At 51.0% G+C, this 15,501-nt stretch carries 17 protein-coding genes; 5 read left to right on the forward strand and 12 right to left on the reverse strand.

Translation table 11 applies throughout. The features are described 5' to 3' along the window. Positions 1–25: 25 nt before the first annotated feature. From METH5_RS0111920 to guaB, 9 genes are all read right to left on the reverse strand, one after another. Entirely contained in the window at positions 26–1,405 is a 1,380-nt protein-coding gene (locus METH5_RS0111920) for an ATP-binding protein (protein WP_029148725.1), read from the reverse strand. A 32-nt stretch (positions 1,406–1,437) separates the two neighbouring features. Next, positions 1,438–2,205 carry a response regulator gene (locus tag METH5_RS0111925; protein WP_232411035.1) on the reverse strand — a complete coding sequence of 256 codons (768 nt, stop codon included), beginning with the start codon at positions 2,203–2,205 and terminating at the stop codon, positions 1,438–1,440. 114 nt (positions 2,206–2,319) lie between these two features. Beyond that, the gene (locus METH5_RS0111930) at positions 2,320–2,787 is read right to left on the reverse strand and encodes a Spy/CpxP family protein refolding chaperone (RefSeq protein WP_029148727.1); all 468 of its coding nucleotides are present in this window, start codon (positions 2,785–2,787) and stop codon (positions 2,320–2,322) included. 132 nt (positions 2,788–2,919) lie between these two features. Next, positions 2,920–4,515 carry an ABC-F family ATPase gene (locus tag METH5_RS0111935; protein ID WP_029148728.1) on the reverse strand — a complete coding sequence of 532 codons (1,596 nt, stop codon included), beginning with the start codon at positions 4,513–4,515 and terminating at the stop codon, positions 2,920–2,922. A gap of 84 nt (positions 4,516–4,599) precedes the next feature. Beyond that, on the reverse strand, positions 4,600–5,202 hold the full coding sequence (locus METH5_RS0111940; RefSeq protein WP_029148729.1) for a nitroreductase family protein: 603 nt from the start codon (positions 5,200–5,202) through the stop codon (positions 4,600–4,602). Positions 5,203–5,216: 14 nt separating this feature from the next. Further along, positions 5,217–5,714 carry a GreA/GreB family elongation factor gene (locus METH5_RS0111945; protein ID WP_029148730.1) on the reverse strand — a complete coding sequence of 166 codons (498 nt, stop codon included), beginning with the start codon at positions 5,712–5,714 and terminating at the stop codon, positions 5,217–5,219. A gap of 21 nt (positions 5,715–5,735) precedes the next feature. Next, complete coding sequence (gene trpS, locus METH5_RS0111950) at positions 5,736–6,755, reverse strand: tryptophan--tRNA ligase (protein ID WP_029148731.1); 1,020 nt, start codon at positions 6,753–6,755, stop codon at positions 5,736–5,738. A 43-nt stretch (positions 6,756–6,798) separates the two neighbouring features. After that, the gene (gene guaA / locus METH5_RS0111955) at positions 6,799–8,406 is read right to left on the reverse strand and encodes a glutamine-hydrolyzing GMP synthase (protein WP_029148732.1); all 1,608 of its coding nucleotides are present in this window, start codon (positions 8,404–8,406) and stop codon (positions 6,799–6,801) included. A gap of 101 nt (positions 8,407–8,507) precedes the next feature. Continuing rightward, entirely contained in the window at positions 8,508–9,965 is a 1,458-nt protein-coding gene (guaB, locus tag METH5_RS0111960) for an IMP dehydrogenase (protein WP_029148733.1), read from the reverse strand. Positions 9,966–10,106: 141 nt separating this feature from the next. Here guaB and METH5_RS0111965 point away from each other — a divergent pair, with 141 nt between their 5' ends. After that, a complete protein-coding gene (locus METH5_RS0111965; RefSeq protein WP_029148734.1) occupies positions 10,107–10,580 on the forward strand; it encodes a DUF4124 domain-containing protein in 474 nt (157 codons plus the stop codon). A gap of 20 nt (positions 10,581–10,600) precedes the next feature. Here METH5_RS0111965 and METH5_RS0111970 read toward each other — a convergent pair whose 3' ends face one another. Together METH5_RS0111970 and METH5_RS0111975 are read right to left on the reverse strand one after the other, a co-directional pair. Further along, positions 10,601–10,918: an RnfH family protein gene (locus METH5_RS0111970; protein WP_029148735.1), complete on the reverse strand. Its 318-nt coding sequence runs from the start codon at positions 10,916–10,918 to the stop codon at positions 10,601–10,603. A gap of 6 nt (positions 10,919–10,924) precedes the next feature. After that, a complete protein-coding gene (locus tag METH5_RS0111975; protein WP_029148736.1) occupies positions 10,925–11,359 on the reverse strand; it encodes a type II toxin-antitoxin system RatA family toxin in 435 nt (144 codons plus the stop codon). Between the two features lie 83 nt (positions 11,360–11,442). On the opposite strand from METH5_RS0111975, the gene smpB reads away from it, so the two are divergent. The 3 genes from smpB (at position 11,443) to METH5_RS0111990 (ending at position 12,775) form a co-directional block, all read left to right on the forward strand. Next, a complete protein-coding gene (gene smpB / locus METH5_RS0111980; protein WP_029148737.1) occupies positions 11,443–11,898 on the forward strand; it encodes an SsrA-binding protein SmpB in 456 nt (151 codons plus the stop codon). Positions 11,899–12,162: 264 nt separating this feature from the next. Next, positions 12,163–12,381, forward strand: coding sequence for a hypothetical protein (locus tag METH5_RS0111985; protein WP_029148738.1), 219 nt, complete (start codon positions 12,163–12,165; stop codon positions 12,379–12,381). Positions 12,382–12,574: 193 nt separating this feature from the next. Further along, positions 12,575–12,775, forward strand: a complete 201-nt coding sequence (locus METH5_RS0111990) for a hypothetical protein (RefSeq protein WP_029148739.1) — start codon at positions 12,575–12,577, stop codon at positions 12,773–12,775. A gap of 115 nt (positions 12,776–12,890) precedes the next feature. On the opposite strand, the gene METH5_RS0111995 is transcribed toward METH5_RS0111990, so the two are convergent. Next, positions 12,891–13,727, reverse strand: coding sequence for an NAD(P)H-hydrate dehydratase (locus tag METH5_RS0111995; RefSeq protein WP_029148740.1), 837 nt, complete (start codon positions 13,725–13,727; stop codon positions 12,891–12,893). Positions 13,728–13,858: 131 nt separating this feature from the next. On the opposite strand from METH5_RS0111995, the gene METH5_RS0112000 reads away from it, so the two are divergent. Continuing rightward, the gene (locus METH5_RS0112000; RefSeq protein ID WP_029148741.1) at positions 13,859–15,493 is read left to right on the forward strand and encodes a CTP synthase; all 1,635 of its coding nucleotides are present in this window, start codon (positions 13,859–13,861) and stop codon (positions 15,491–15,493) included. Positions 15,494–15,501 lie beyond the last annotated feature (8 nt).

Genomic DNA, 15,501 nt, shown 5'->3' on the forward strand with positions numbered 1-15,501 from the left:
TGATTGCCCGTTGTTGCAAGCCCGATTATTGCAGTGGCAGTGTGATTTTAATCACCAGGCCAGAGGCTGGTCGCGGTTTGTTGCTGAGTGACATCTTGCCGCCATGTTTTTCTACAATCATGCGCGCGATTGCCAGGCCCAGTCCGGTGCCGCCTGTTTGGCGCGAGCGTGAGTCTTCGAGTCTGCGAAAAGGCTCAAGTACGTTATTTAGCTCTGTTGCCGGAATGCCGGGGCCGTCGTCTGTAATCATGCAAATCACCTGATTGCCTTCTGTGTAGAGTGACAAGGCGGGTGTTTGCGCGTAGGCGATGGCGTTATTGAGCAGGTTGGTCAGGCAGCGTGTGAGTAGGTGCGCAGAGCCTAAAATAGTAATAGGTTGCGTGGGTAATGTGCTGGCGATGGCATTGCCAGCATCTTCAAAGTCATCACACACGGCGGTGGCCAGCGCGGTCAGCTCTACCTTGCTTTTATGAATGTTTTCACCACACAGGCGGGCAAAATCGAGGCCTTCGCGCACCATTTCTTGCGTGGCGGTCAGGTCGCTAATCAAGCCTTGTTTGAGCGTTTGGTCTTTGACTTTTTCTAAGCGCAAACGCAAGCGTGTGAGCGGTGTTTGCAGGTCGTGCGCAATGGCACCAAGAATAAAGCCGCGCTCTTGCATGTGTTTGAGGATGCTGCGTTGCATTTCGTTAAAGGCTTTAGCGGCATGGCGCACCTCGGTTGAGCCTTCGTTTTCTGGTAAGGGGGCATGCTCGATATTATTGGCCAGTTGCAAGGCGGCATTTGCCAGTTTGCGCAATGGCTGGGTGGCCACAGAGGCAACCGCCCAGACAATGCTGATTAGCCCTAAGAGGGCGAGCAAAATAGTGAGTGGATTACGCTCATGTGGCGGCCCTGGTGGTGGACGGTGGCCACCATAGTGCAGCTCGATCAAAATCGGGGTGTTGTCTTCTAAATGCGTATATACCGCCAAACACTGGCCATGTGGATGTGGCGGCGGGGCGCCAAAGCCGGGCGGTGGTGGCGGGGCACGACGCGGGGCGCAATGGCTGGCTTTGGATAGGCTGATAAAGTCTGCTACTTCAGGCACCAGCAAGTTGTTGAGGTTGGCGAGTTCTGCAGGCAGTAGCGGGGCATTTTGCGGAGGCTCTACGCCCACGGTGACATGGCTGCCCATGCGCTTAAACACATCTTGAATTTCTGAGCGTTTTTCGGGCACGGTCGCTTCGAGAATACGGATCATGCTCTCTATGCGGTCGAAGGCAAACTGGTCGCGTAGCCGCGTTTCATTTTCGCGTGAGTCGCGTTGCCCCAACATGCTCACCACGGCAGCGGTAAGCAAAATGCCAATGACGGTAATCAGGAAAATACGGACCGACATGGTGCCCAACAATTTCTTTATCATCGCTGTGGTGCTCTTTATATTTAGGGGCTTTTTTATTTAAGATAACGGACATCTGCGGTGAGCAGATAGCCTTCATTACGCAGCGTTTTGATCATGGACGGACTCTTAGTATCCACTTCAAGTTTCTGCCTTAATCTGCTGATTTGTAAGTCTATTGACCTGTCAAATGGGCCTGCTTCTCGGCCATGCATTTCTTCCATGAGCTGATCGCGGCTCAAGGTGCGGTTGGCATGCAAGAGCATAAAACGCAAAAACTTGAACTCGGCATTAGAGAGCGCAATACTGGTATTGCTTTGATCTATCAAGGTGCGGTTCTGGATGTCTAGCGTCCACTCGTTAAAGCCAATAAAGCGCAAAATGCCGCTGTCGGCAGGTTCTTCATGCGCTGTTTTGCCCGGGTTTTCTGCGTGCATGCGCGAGCGGCGAATCACGCTGCGGATGCGCGATAACAGCTCCAGCGGTTCAAATGGTTTGGCAACGTAGTCATCGGCACCGGTTTCCAGGCCCATAATGGTATCCAGTGAGCTGGTGCGCGCGGTGAGCATGATAATCGGCAGTAACCGATACTTGGGTGACTCGCGCAACTCGCGGCACAGCTCGATACCGCTGCGTTGCGGCATGTTGATATCGAGAATAATCACATCTGGCATGTGCTGTTGTAGTGCTTGCCACATTTGCGCGTGATTGGCTGCCTGGTGGGTGGTCAGTTGATTGTCCTGCAAGAAATCGCACAGTAAATCACGAATCGCATCATCGTCATCTACCACCAGTACATGGGTCTCGGGATGGCCGTCAGTCATAAACAAGGTCTCGGGCTTACAATAGTGAATATTTGAGCACAAAAACCGGCCATTGTGGCCGGTTTCATTGATCAAATCAGGATAGTGTGACGCATACTGTGATTTGTCGTGCTTTTATTTGTCATGTTGTGGTCTGTCATGATGCGGGCCCTCGTGTTGCGGATGCTGGGGAAAGGCATTTTCGTCAAAGGCCTTTTTCTGTGCATCGTTGAGTTGCGCATAAAAAGTACGTACTGCTTTGGCACGGTCAGCCTGGCGCAAATCACGCTCTTTATCCCAGGCTTCCATTTTATCCAGGCGTTGCAGGGTATTGAGTTTGTTTAACTCAGCCACATCTGGATGCTCAGCTTTGTCTTGTGGCTTGATTTGTGCCTGATAGTTTTTCCAGGCGTTTTCCTGGGTGCTGCTCAATTGCAGAATGGTGTGTAATTTGTCCTGATGCTTTTCAAAATGCGCCAGGCGGTGTTCTTGCCAGTTGGCTTTGTCAAACTTACCTTTGTCGCAACCATGGCCGGGTTCGGCAAAAGCGGTGCCGCACACCAATACCAGAAGACCTGTCATTGCCAGTTTTTTCAGTTTCATGATGTATCCTTTAATCTTCATTGCGAAATTGCAATGTTGACATTAAAACACCCGAATGTATCGGGTGTTTGTCTGATCATGCTAGCTGTGTAACGGAATGTATCGCTTACAAACTGCGACACCAGCCGGGCATCAGGCGATGCCCTGACTGGTGAGATAGTCCTCATAATTGCCAGTAAAGTCGATAATGCCATCCGCTTTGATTTCAATAATGCGGGTAGCGATTGAGCTCACAAATTCACGGTCATGGCTCACAAAAAACAAGGTGCCTTTGTATTTATCGAGCGCCGTATTCAGCGCCTCAATCGACTCCATGTCCATGTGGTTGGTTGGTTCGTCCATCAGTAATACATTGGTTTTGGCCAGCATCAGCTTGCCATACAACATACGGCCTTTTTCACCGCCAGACAGTACTTTGACCGATTTTCTGGTCGCCTCGGTAGGGAACAACAAGCGGCCGAGCATGCTGCGCACGGTATTGTCATCATCGCCTTGCTGACGCTGGGCGGTCATCCATTCAAACAGGTCTTCGCCTTGCTCAAACTCATACTCATGGTCTTGCGCAAAGTAGCCGAGTTTGGCTTTTTCTGCCCACTTCACTTCACCATGCGTAGGTGCAAGGTCGCCGGCCAAACAACGCAAGAACGTGGTTTTACCAATGCCGTTTTCACCAATAATGGCGACTTTTTCACCGGCTTCAAACATCAGTTCTATATCGTTAAACAATGGCTTGTCAAAGCGATGGCTCAGTTTTTTGAGTTCGACGGCATTGCGGTGCAGTTTTTCTCTGTCGTCAAACTCAAAGCGGATAAACGGATACTGGCGGCTGGAAGGTTTAAATTCTTCGACCTTGATTTTATCAATTTGCTTGGCACGGCTGGTGGCCTGCTTGGCTTTAGACGCGTTAGCCGAAAAGCGGCGCACAAAGTCCTGTAAGTCGGCAATTTGTTGCTTGGCTTTGGCGTTGTCCTTGGCTTGCTGGTTACGGGCCGCAATACTGGCCTCCATGTAGTCATCATAGTTGCCTGGGTAAGAGGTGATCTTGCCGTAGTCCATATCGCAGGTATGCGTACACACCTGGTTTAAAAAGTGGCGGTCATGCGAAATAATCACCATGGTGCAATCACGATTGTTGACCACGTCTTCTAGCCAGCGAATGGTGTTGATGTCCAGGTTGTTGGTTGGCTCATCCAGCAGTAATACGTCTGGGTTTGCAAACAAGGCTTGCACTAGCAATACGCGCAGTTTCCAGCCTGGAGCGACGGCGCTCATCGGGCCATTGTGTTGCTCAAGTGGAATCCCAACGCCTAACAGCAATTCGCCAGCACGTGCCTCAGCGGTATAACCGTCATACTCGGCAAACACGCCTTCCAGCTCTGCCGCGCGCATATAGTCGTCTTCGGTGGCTTCGAGGTTGGCATAAATCGCATCGCGCTCTTGCATGGCCTTCCACATTTGCTCGTGGCCCATCATCACCACGTCCAGCACGCGCTGGTCTTCGTAGGCAAACTGGTCCTGCTTCAAAAAGGCCATGCGCTCGTTCGGGTCGAGGCTGATGTTGCCACTGCTTGGCTCCAGTACGCCTGCCAAAATTTTCATAAAGGTGGATTTACCACATCCGTTGGCGCCAATCAGGCCATAACGGTTACCGTCGCCAAATTTGACTGAGACATTTTCAAACAGTGGCTTGGAGCCAAACTGCATGGTGATATTGTTTGCAATTAACATGAAAAACCTTTAAAAGTTTAGCCGCAGATAAACGCGGATGAACGCAGATAAAAATTATTTTTGCAGGCTAATGGCCTGCATTTTTTAAAAAGTGTTGTAGATGACGACTTCATCCATAGTCAACTGGCCGCTACGTGGTTTGGCTGCTTCCAATGCTTTACCCACCACCACAAACATCACTGGCACATGGTCTGCAGGCAGCTTGATCAGTTTTGCCACGGCATCAAAATCGAAGCCATCCATGGGGCAAGTGTCATAGCCCATTTCTTTAGCAGCCAGCATCAGCGTCATCGCCGCCATGCCACCTGAGCGCATGCCTTCATCCCGCTCGGCCTGAGCATGATCGGTGTAATAGTCGTGAATCGCCTTCACCAGGTAATCACTGACTTGCTGTGGCGCATTGGCCCAATAGCGGGCAGTGTCTTTTTCCCAGGCTTTGAGGTCTGCCGTGAGCACGACCAGCAAAGAGGCATCAGTCACTTGTGCCTGGTTCCAGCTGACGGCGCGGATCTGATGGCGTAATACCGGGTCAGTCACCACGACAAACCGCCAGTGCTGAATGTTGAAAGCGGTGGGAGATAGCATGGCCAGCGAGAACAGTTGCTCAATTTCGGCCTCTGTCATGCGATGGGTGGGATCGTAGGCTTTGATCGAGCGACGTTCCTGTATGGCTTGTGATACGTTCATGATGTGTGGGTTAATCAATATTCAATCGTTAAAATATCCAGTTGCAACGGCCCGGCCGGACGTTGCCACAGCGTACTGTCACCTGCTTTTCGCCCTAACAGGGCTTTGGCCAGCGGCGAGACATAACTGACTTTTTGCTGCGCAATATCAGCCTCGTCTTCACCTACAATCTGAAAAACAGATTGCTGGCCAGTTTCATCTTCTACCTGCACTTTGGCGCCAAACAATACAGTGTGGCGCGGTTGCTGCGCGGGTTCTACCAGTTGTGCAGACTCTAGCCTGGCCACCACATAACGCAAGTCACGGTCAATTTCTGCCAGTTTTTGCTGCGCACTGGGTTCTTCTTTACGCGCTGCATATTGGCTGCGTGCGCTTTCCAGCGTTTTTAGCGTCTGTTGTAGCTGCTGCAACCCTGCTGGCGTCACATAGTTGGCATGCGCGCTCTGCGGGCGTTCCGGTAAATCGGTGCCGGCCAGCTCCAGGTCATCTTCTTTAACAAAGCCGCGACTCATGCTGTGTGTTTAGTCCGGCAATTAGAAATAGGTTAGCCCCAGTGCGGCACGCACTTCACTCATGGTGTTTGCTGCCACTTCACGCGCCTGTTCGGTGCCTTCACGTAGCAATTGCAAAATGTAGCCTTTGTCATTAGCCAGCTCGGCGCGACGCGTACGAATTGGCTCCAGCATTTCTTGCAACACGGCTTCGAGGCGTTTTTTGACAATGCTGTCTGCCAGGCCGCCACGCATGTAATGCGCTTTAAGCTCAGCAACAGCCGCTTTGTCAGTATCAAACGCATCCAGGTAAGTAAAGGCGATGTTGCCTTCTACATGGCCGGGGTCTTCAATTTTTAAATGCAGCGGGTCGGTATACACACGTTTCACCGCTTTGGTCACCTCGTCAGCCGTTGCGCCGAGGTTAATCACGTTACCTAATGACTTACTCATTTTGGCTTTGCCATCAATGCCTGGCAAGCGGCCCAGTTCTGGCACCAGTGCTTTGGTTTCGACTAGAATTTCTTGCTTGGTGGTAGCGTTTTTATAGGTGCGGTTAAAGCGGCGCACGATCTCGTTGGTTTGCTCAATCATCGGGATCTGGTCCTCACCCACTGGCACCAGCGTGGCTTTAAACGCGGTAATATCTGCCGCCTGGCTCACCGGGTAGGTAAGAAAGCCCGCTGGAATATCGCGCTCGAAGTCGCGCAGGCGGATTTCTTCTTTAACCGTTGGGTTACGTTCCAGGCGGGCGACCGTGACCAGGTTGAGGTAATAAAACGCCAGTTCAGTCAGCTCTGGTACTTGTGACTGGATGAAAATGGTCGACAGTTTAGGGTCTATACCCACGGCCAAATAGTCCAGCGCCACTTCCACCACATTACGATGCACTTTATCAATATCATCCATGTTGTCAGTCAGTGCCTGTGCATCGGCCAGCATGACGTATTGCTTGTAATCATGCTGATATTTGACGCGATTACGCAAACTGCCGACAAAATGCCCCAGATGTAACGGGCCGGTTGGGCGATCGCCAGTGAGGATAATGGATTGAGTACTCATCGTTTTTCTCTAATTAGGGTGAGGTCAGGGCTAAGAATTAAAGTTATTCCCACTCGATGGTGGCTGGCGGTTTGCCGGAAATGTCGTACACCACGCGGTTGATGCCGCGCACTTCATTAATAATCCGGTTAGACACTTTGCCCAGCAGGCTATAAGGCAGTTCTGCCCAGTGCGCAGTCATAAAATCGCTGGTAACGACGGCACGCAAGGCGACCACGTAGTCATAGGTGCGGCCATCGCCCATCACGCCAACGGATTTTACTGGCAAAAACACGGTAAACGCCTGGCTGGTGAGGTCGTACCAGGTTTTGCCGGTGGCAGCGTCTACAGTGTTGCGCAATTCTTCAATAAAAATAGCATCCGCACGTTGCAGCAATAAGGCAAATTCACTTTTGACTTCACCCAAAATGCGCACGCCCAGGCCTGGGCCTGGGAAAGGGTGGCGATAGACCATGTCACGTGGCAAGCCGAGTGCTACACCTAGCTCGCGTACTTCGTCTTTAAACAAGTCACGCAATGGCTCCAGCAGTTTCAGGCCAAGCTGCTCTGGCAAGCCACCCACGTTATGGTGGCTCTTAATTGTCACCGCTTTTTTAGACTTGGCACCGCCGGATTCAATCACATCCGGGTAAATGGTGCCTTGCGCCAAAAAGGTCGCGCCTTTGTGACCAGCGCCACTGGCTTTGAGTTTAGCGGCTTCGGCTTTAAATACCTCTACAAATTCGGCACCAATGATTTTACGTTTGGCTTCCGGGTCGCTAACGCCCCCCAGTTTGCCCATAAACTGTTCTGCCGCATCGACGCGGATCACATTCGCATGTAAACGCCCCGCGAACATTTCCATCACCATATCGCCTTCATTGAGGCGCAGCAGGCCGTGGTCTACAAACACACAGGTCAGTTGGTCGCCAATGGCGCGGTGTATTAAGGCAGCCGCGACGGAGGAATCCACACCGCCGGATAAGCCTAAAATGACTTCTTCATCACCGACCTGGGCTTTGATTTTTGCCACAGCTTCACTGATGTAGTCGCCCATGATCCAGTCTGGTTTTGCGGCACAAATGTCTAGCACAAAACGCTCCAGCATGGCCTGGCCTTGCTTGGTGTGGGTCACTTCAGGGTGAAACTGCACCGCGTAGAAACGGCGATCTTCATCGGCCATGGCCGCAATTGGGGTGGTATCGTTGCTGGCAATCACTTTAAAACCTGCCGGTAACTCAGTGACTTTGTCACCGTGGCTCATCCAGACGTCAATCAGGCCGTGTCCTTCAGCGTTGGTGGCGTCCTGAATGTCACGGAACAACGCAGAGTGGCCGCGCGCGCGCACTTGCGCATAGCCAAACTCACGCTTGGAGCCAGCCTCAACTTTGCCACCTAGTTGTTGCGCCATGGTTTGCATACCGTAGCAAATGCCCATCACCGGCACACCAAGGCTGAACACGGCTTCTGGCGCCTTGTCGGTTTCTTCTTCATAGACGCTGGCATGGCTACCGCTTAAAATGATGCCATCCGCGCCGAAGCTTTTGACAAACTCGTCGGAGACGTCACAAGGGTGAATTTCACAATACACATGCGCTTCACGCACACGGCGGGCAATCAGCTGGGTAACTTGTGAGCCGAAATCAAGAATAAGGATTTTTGAATGAGACATTTTTTTAGCCACAGAGTGCACAGAGGACACAGAGGGTTGAGAGATAAATCTCTGTGTCCTCTGTGTCCTCTGTGGCTTGGTTTAATAATAGTCAGTGAGACTTAATCTACGCGATAGTTAGGTGCTTCTTTGGTAATTTGCACATCATGCACGTGCGACTCACGCATACCTGCACTGGTGATTTGTACAAACTCGGCTTTATTGCGCATCTCTTCAACCGTTGCGCAACCGACATAGCCCATAGAGGCACGCAAACCACCCATTAACTGATGCACCACGGCAAACACGCTGCCTTTGTAAGGCACGCGGCCTTCAATACCTTCTGGCACCAGTTTGTCAGCGTTAGCGGTGTCTTGAAAGTAGCGGTCAGACGAGCCTTTTTGCATGGCGCCAATCGAGCCCATGCCGCGGTATGATTTGTAAGAGCGGCCCTGAAACAGCTCAACTTCGCCCGGGGCTTCTTCGGTGCCAGCAAACATGCCACCGAGCATCACGCTATAAGCGCCAGCTGCAATGGCTTTAGAAATATCACCGGAGAAGCGAATGCCGCCGTCAGCAATAAATGGCACGCCGGATTTTTCCAGTGCTTTGGCCACGTTGCTAATGGCTGTGATTTGCGGCACGCCAACACCCGCGACGATACGGGTGGTACAGATAGAGCCAGGGCCAATGCCGACTTTAACGCAGTCAGCGCCATGGTCTACCAAGGCTAGTGCAGCTTCTGCGGTGGCAATGTTGCCGCCAATGACTTGTAATTTTGGATATTTGGTTTTTGCCCATTGCACGCGGTCCAGCACGCCTTGCGAGTGGCCATGTGCAGTGTCGACGACAATCGCGTCTACGCCAGCTTCAACCAGCGCATCAATCCGTTCGTCAGTGCCTTCGCCAACGCCCACCGCTGCGGCCACGCGCAAACGGCCTTTTTCATCTTTACAGGCCAATGGGTGATCGTGCGATTTTTGAATATCTTTTACCGTGATCAGGCCTTTGAGTTCGTAGTGCTGGCCAACGACTAACAGACGCTCCAGGCGGTGCTTATGCAACAATCCCATGATTTCTTCACGGCTGGCGCCTTCTGGCACGGTGACTAAACGGTCTTGCGGCGTCATCACGTTGCTGACGGCTTGATCTAGATTGGTTTCAAAGCGCAGGTCACGATTAGTGACAATGCCCACGACTTTGCCGTCTTGCACCACTGGCAGACCGGAGATTTTTTGTTGTTTGGTAATGTCCATCACTTCGCGCACACTCATGGCAGGGTGGATGGTGACCGGGTCAATGACAACGCCTGATTCAAACCGTTTTACGCGTGAGACACGCGACGCTTGCATCTCAATCGTCATGTTTTTGTGAATGATGCCCATGCCGCCCAATTGCGCCAACGCAATGGCCATGCGTGCTTCAGTGACGGTGTCCATCGCAGCGGATAACAGTGGAATGTTTAAAGTGATGCTTTTGGTCAGCTTGGTACTGAGGTTAACCTCACGAGGCATCACATTCGAATGGGCTGGAACGAGTAAAACGTCATCAAAGGTAAGAGCTTGTTGCAACAAACGCATGTGAATTCCTTATCTCCAAAATATAATTATACCGATTTCACTTTGCCTTGACAAAGCGTTTTGCATTTTTTGCGATGACGCTGGCTGTGTTTGGCATGGTTTGTGCATGGATGTTTTTTAATTAAGAGCCGGGCGTGAGTGATGAAGATGATGTTGAAACTGATATTGGCAGGATGTCTGCTGTGTAGCATGCAGGCCGGTGCCGAAATCTACAAGTGGCGCGACGAGAAGGGCGTGATGAATTATTCGGACGTGCCGCCACAGGCCGGGCCTAATAGTACGCAAAAAATCAAGGCGGCCACCGTGCCCAATGATGTTCCGCTCACGCGTTCAGATGCCTATCAGCACGAAGAAAGTACGCCAGTGAATAAAAGGGGCGGTGAAGCGCGTGAGGCTGCGCCATCGACGGAGGCTGATGCTTTAAAGGCCATGCAAGAGCGTATGAAAGCACAAAATTGCGCTGCTGCGCGATCTAATTACCGTAACTATGCCATTGGCGGGCGTATGCAAAATGTCAATGAAAACGGCCAAAAAGAGTATTTAAACGACGATCAGATTCGTGAGGGTTTGGCCAAAGCGCAGCAAGAAATTGACGAAAATTGTCCAGTTGAGTAACCAAAACTGCGCACTCATGGTTAAGGATTGCGGCTTTGCTTCCCATTTTTGGCAGCCGCGCGCTGCCTGCGTGCCTCTTTAGGGTTGGCCAGCAACGGCCGGTAAATTTCTACGCGGTCCATGGCTTTTAATATGGTCTCGGCCGCTATTCTTTTACCAAAAATCCCTAATACCAACTGATCCAGTGAAATCTCGGGGTATTGCAGCGCAATGCCGGATTGCATGACGGCTTGCTGCGCCGTTGTGCCAGCACTAACGTGCATCGCAATAATGCTTTGTGCCTGCGGGGTCGCGTAGGCAATCTCTATGGGCATCATTTCGGCTTGGGTGGTTGGCATCCGTGTTTATTTCAGGTGCAGTTTGTCAGCCTGCTTGACGAAACTATCGACAAAGGTATTGGCAATGTGGCTAAACACGGGGGCGATAATGCGTTCCACTAGGCTGTTGGCAAACACATATTCCAGTTTAAATTCAATTTTGCAGGCATCTTCACGCAGGGCAATAAAATGCCAGTGCCCGGTCAGTTGTTTAAACGGGCCGTCTATGAGCGTGATATCCATGCGGTTGGGCGATTGCTTGTGGTTGCGGGTAGTGAAATGCTGCTGTATGCCATGATAGCGAATATAAATGGTCGCTTGCGTGGCTTGCTCGGTACGCTCAATGAGCTCACTGCCGCCGCACCAGGGCAAAAATTGGGGATAGTCTTCTACTCTATCTACCAGATCAAACATGGCAGCACACGAGTGCATGACTAAAACGGTTTTTTCTACTTGAGCCATCGGGTTAAACCATCATGCCAGAACAGAATTGGGTTTTGAGTTAAAATGCTATTTTAAGTGATTTAAGTCTGCACACCAGCGTTATGAGCATCGCGCAAAACAAAAAAGCGTTTTTTGACTACTTTATCGAAGAAAAGCATGAGGCCGGCCTGGTGCTTGAGGGCTGGGAAGTCAAAGCTATACGTGATAACCGCACCAACCTGAAAGAGGCTTATGTGGTGGTCATGCGTGGTGAGCTGTATCTGATTGGGTGCCATATTACGCCACTGGGCGCCGCCTCTACCCATGTGCGCCCGGATGCGATTCGTAGCCGCAAATTATTATTGCACCGCGAAGAAATCGACAAGTTAATTGGCAAGGTCGAACGTGCTGGCTACACCCTGGTGCCGCTGGATATGCATTTCACACGTGGTCGCGTCAAAGTGCAGATTGGCCTTGCTAAAGGCAAAAAACAACACGACAAACGTGACACCGAAAAAGAACGCGACTGGAAGCGTGAGCAAAGCCAATTGCTCAAAAACAAGCAACGCGCGCGGTAAGTCCTGCCTGCGTTTATTCTTCTTATTACCTATTGTTGTTCTCCCATGCTCAGCCGCCGCTGATGGCTGAGGCTATTATTGCATGCGCGGCTGTGATGTCGCCTTGTCTTAAATACCATTGCCCTTTTATGTTTACATATATTAATAATTTATGGGTGGTTGTGTTAATGTGTGTTAGTTAGTGCTTGTTCTGAGTGGAGGAGAGTTGCTTGGAAGCATGGAGCATTAGCGTTTTCTTGAATCTATATTAATAAGGAAATTGACATGCGTGAATTAACAATCGCAGAAGTTGAACTGGTGTCTGGTGGCTATGCCATTATTCCTGAGTTTCCCACCTCTTTAGGGATTGTGGGTGGTGTGGCAACGATTCTGACCGCACTGGGTTTTATGATTGGTGTTGCCGGGACTAATCTGGCATTAGGCTTAAACGAGGCATTAGGCATTCCAACGCCGCGCCCGACGTATCCTATCCCGGATTTTTAACTCACCCGGACCATAACTAATGATGTTGTGGTTTTTTTTGAAACTTAAATGTTAATTTAAATTAATTTTATTGTTTTAATGTAATTAAATTGTGTTAATGTTTTGTTGTTGATGCGGTTTGCATGGGCGAAACGGTGCATGCAATCGCCTCAACATTTTCAATTAACAAAAAAATTTTATAAGGAAGTTAGTAATGCGTGAATTAACGATGACTGAAGTAGAAGTAGTTTCTGGTGGTTATTCAATTATTCCAGAGTTTCCAACATCGCTGGGTCTGCTTGGTGGCGTAGCTACTCTGTTGACAGGTGCCGGTTACATTATTGCGGTGGCTGGTACTAACCTGGCATTAGGTTTGAACGAAGCGTTGGGCATTCCAACACCACGTCCATTCTAAATAAGTGGGCTTTAAAGCTTAATCTTTAAGCTTTAAAAAAAGAACGCGCTAGCTTGCAGGTTGCGGGCTAGCGCGTTTTTATTTGTGCGCGTGCGTTGTGAAGCACACGGTTGGGTTAAGTGAGTTCGCGTAACACCGCCGGAATCAGCGCAGGCAGATCGTCGGCGATTAGCCCCGGCCCAAACAAGGTGGCGGCGCGCCCATGTATCCAGGCCGCTGCAGCGCTTGCCTCAAAAGCGGGCATGCCTTGTGCCAGCAAGCCGGTGATTAACCCTGCCAATACATCGCCAGCGCCGGCGGTGGCTAGGCTGGGCGGTGCATTGTGGTTAATTGCGATGCGACCATCGGTGGCGGCGATGATGGTTTGCGCGCCCTTAAGTAATACCACCGCATTAAGCGCCTGCGCCGCTTGTTGTGTCTGCACAATGCGCTGTGCGAGCTGGCTGGAGGGTTGCACGCCTAACAGGGCTGCAAACTCGCCATCGTGCGGGGTGCAGACACAGGGCGCTGTGATGTTTTGTTTGAGTAGGGCGGTTTGCCTGGCAAACGTGGTCAACGCATCTGCGTCTAACACTACCGGTTTGCCGGTGCGCAGCATATTAAGTGTGGTTGCGCGGGTTTGATCGCTGCTGCCGGCGCCTGGGCCGATTAAGTAAGCGCTAATGCGCGGCTCTGCGATTAGGTGATCCAGCATGGCTTGGTTGCTGTACGGTTTGGCCATGATGCTGAGTAGCTGGCTGGCATAAATCGCTAAAGCTAACTCGGGCACGGCTATCGCGGTTAACCCGGCGCCCACGCGTGCCGCGGCCAGTGCCGCCAGTCTGGCCGCGCCGGTGATGGGGTAGCCACCTTGAATCAGGGCATAGCCGCGGCGGTATTTATGGCTGGTGGCATCTGGCTTGGGCAGCAGGTGTTGCCACAGGGCAGGGTGGTTGGCTGTTTCGGTTTGCATGAGCGTGATTGTAAGCCTGTGTGTAGAAAATGACGAGCCAGCCCCTGTTTTATCGCTGCCGTTCATTGTCGGCGAGGGGGCTTTACGGTAAAATGTTCTCCCGTCTGTAACAATCTCAAAGTACCTTATCCATGACCAAATATGTATTCGTAACCGGCGGTGTTGTTTCTTCTCTTGGAAAAGGTATCGCAGCCGCCAGTCTGGGCGCGATTCTCGAGTCCCGTGGCATTAAAGTCACCATGTTGAAGCTTGACCCTTATATTAACGTCGACCCAGGCACTATGTCGCCGTTTCAGCACGGCGAAGTGTTTGTGACCGATGATGGCGCAGAAACTGACCTCGATCTTGGCCATTATGAGCGCTTTATCAGCAGCAAAATGTCCAAGCGCAATAACTTTACCACTGGCCAAATTTACGAAACCGTGATCAAAAAAGAGCGTCGCGGCGAATATTTGGGCAAAACAGTACAGGTGATTCCGCACATTACCGATGAGATCAAGGCGCATGTGAAGCGCGGTGCCGAAGGCGCCGATGTGGCGATTGTTGAGGTAGGCGGCACGGTGGGTGACATTGAGTCTTTACCGTTTTTGGAAGCCATTCGTCAGATGGGTTTTGAAGAAGGCAGAAACAACGCCTGTTATGTGCATTTGACACTGTTGCCATGGATTCCGACCGCTGGCGAGTTGAAAACCAAACCAACCCAGCACTCGGTGAAAGAGTTGCGCGAGATTGGTATTCAGCCCGACATTTTATTGTGTCGCGCTGAGCGTGAAATCCCTGAAGATGAAAAGCGCAAGATTGCCTTGTTTACCAACGTACCTTTTGAGGCAGTGATTAGCGCCATCGACAGCGATTCTATTTACAAGATTCCAGGCTTGCTGCATGAGCAGATGATGGACGAAATTGTTTGCCATAAACTGAATATTCTGGCAAAAGCCGCAGATTTGTCGGCCTGGCAAAAAATCACGCATGCGCAGGCGAATCCTAAAGAGATCGTTGATATTGCCTTTGTGGGCAAATATGTCGACCTGACCGAGTCTTACAAATCATTGACCGAAGCCTTGATTCACGCCGGTATTCACACTGAGTCTAAAGTTAAAATTCACTATATCGACAGTGAAGATATAGAAAAAAATGGCACCGATGGCTTAAATGGCATGGATGCTATTTTGATCCCCGGCGGTTTTGGTGTGCGCGGTACTGAAGGCAAAATTGCTGCAATTCGCTATGCGCGCGAAAGCAAAGTGCCTTATCTGGGCATTTGCTTAGGCATGCAACTGGCCGTGATTGAATATGCACGTAATGTGGCTGGGCTTAAGGATGCCAACAGTACCGAGTTCAACCCAAAAACCGAGCACAAGCTGATTGGCCTGATTGATGAATGGCAAGATGCTTCTGGCAAGATTGAAAAGCGTGATGAACACTCTGACCTGGGTGGCACCATGCGTCTGGGCGCACAAAGCTCTCCTATCGTGCCAGCCACGCTGGCGGCCAGCATTTATGGGGCTGAGGTGAATGAGCGTCACCGCCATCGTTATGAAGTCAATAACCATTACGTTGACCAGTTGAAAGCGGCTGGTTTGGTGATTTCTGCGCGTACGCCGCGTGAAGAGTTGTGCGAAATGATTGAGCTGCCGCAAGCTGTGCACCCATGGTTTGTGGCCTGTCAGTTCCACCCTGAGTTCACGTCTAACCCACGCAGCGGCCATCCTTTGTTTAAAGCTTATGTGCAGGCTGCACTGGCGCAAAAAGCGTCCAAGAAGTAAGGATCTCT

This window comes from Methylophilus sp. 5, from assembly GCF_000515275.1.
In the GTDB taxonomy this organism is placed as follows: domain Bacteria; phylum Pseudomonadota; class Gammaproteobacteria; order Burkholderiales; family Methylophilaceae; genus Methylophilus.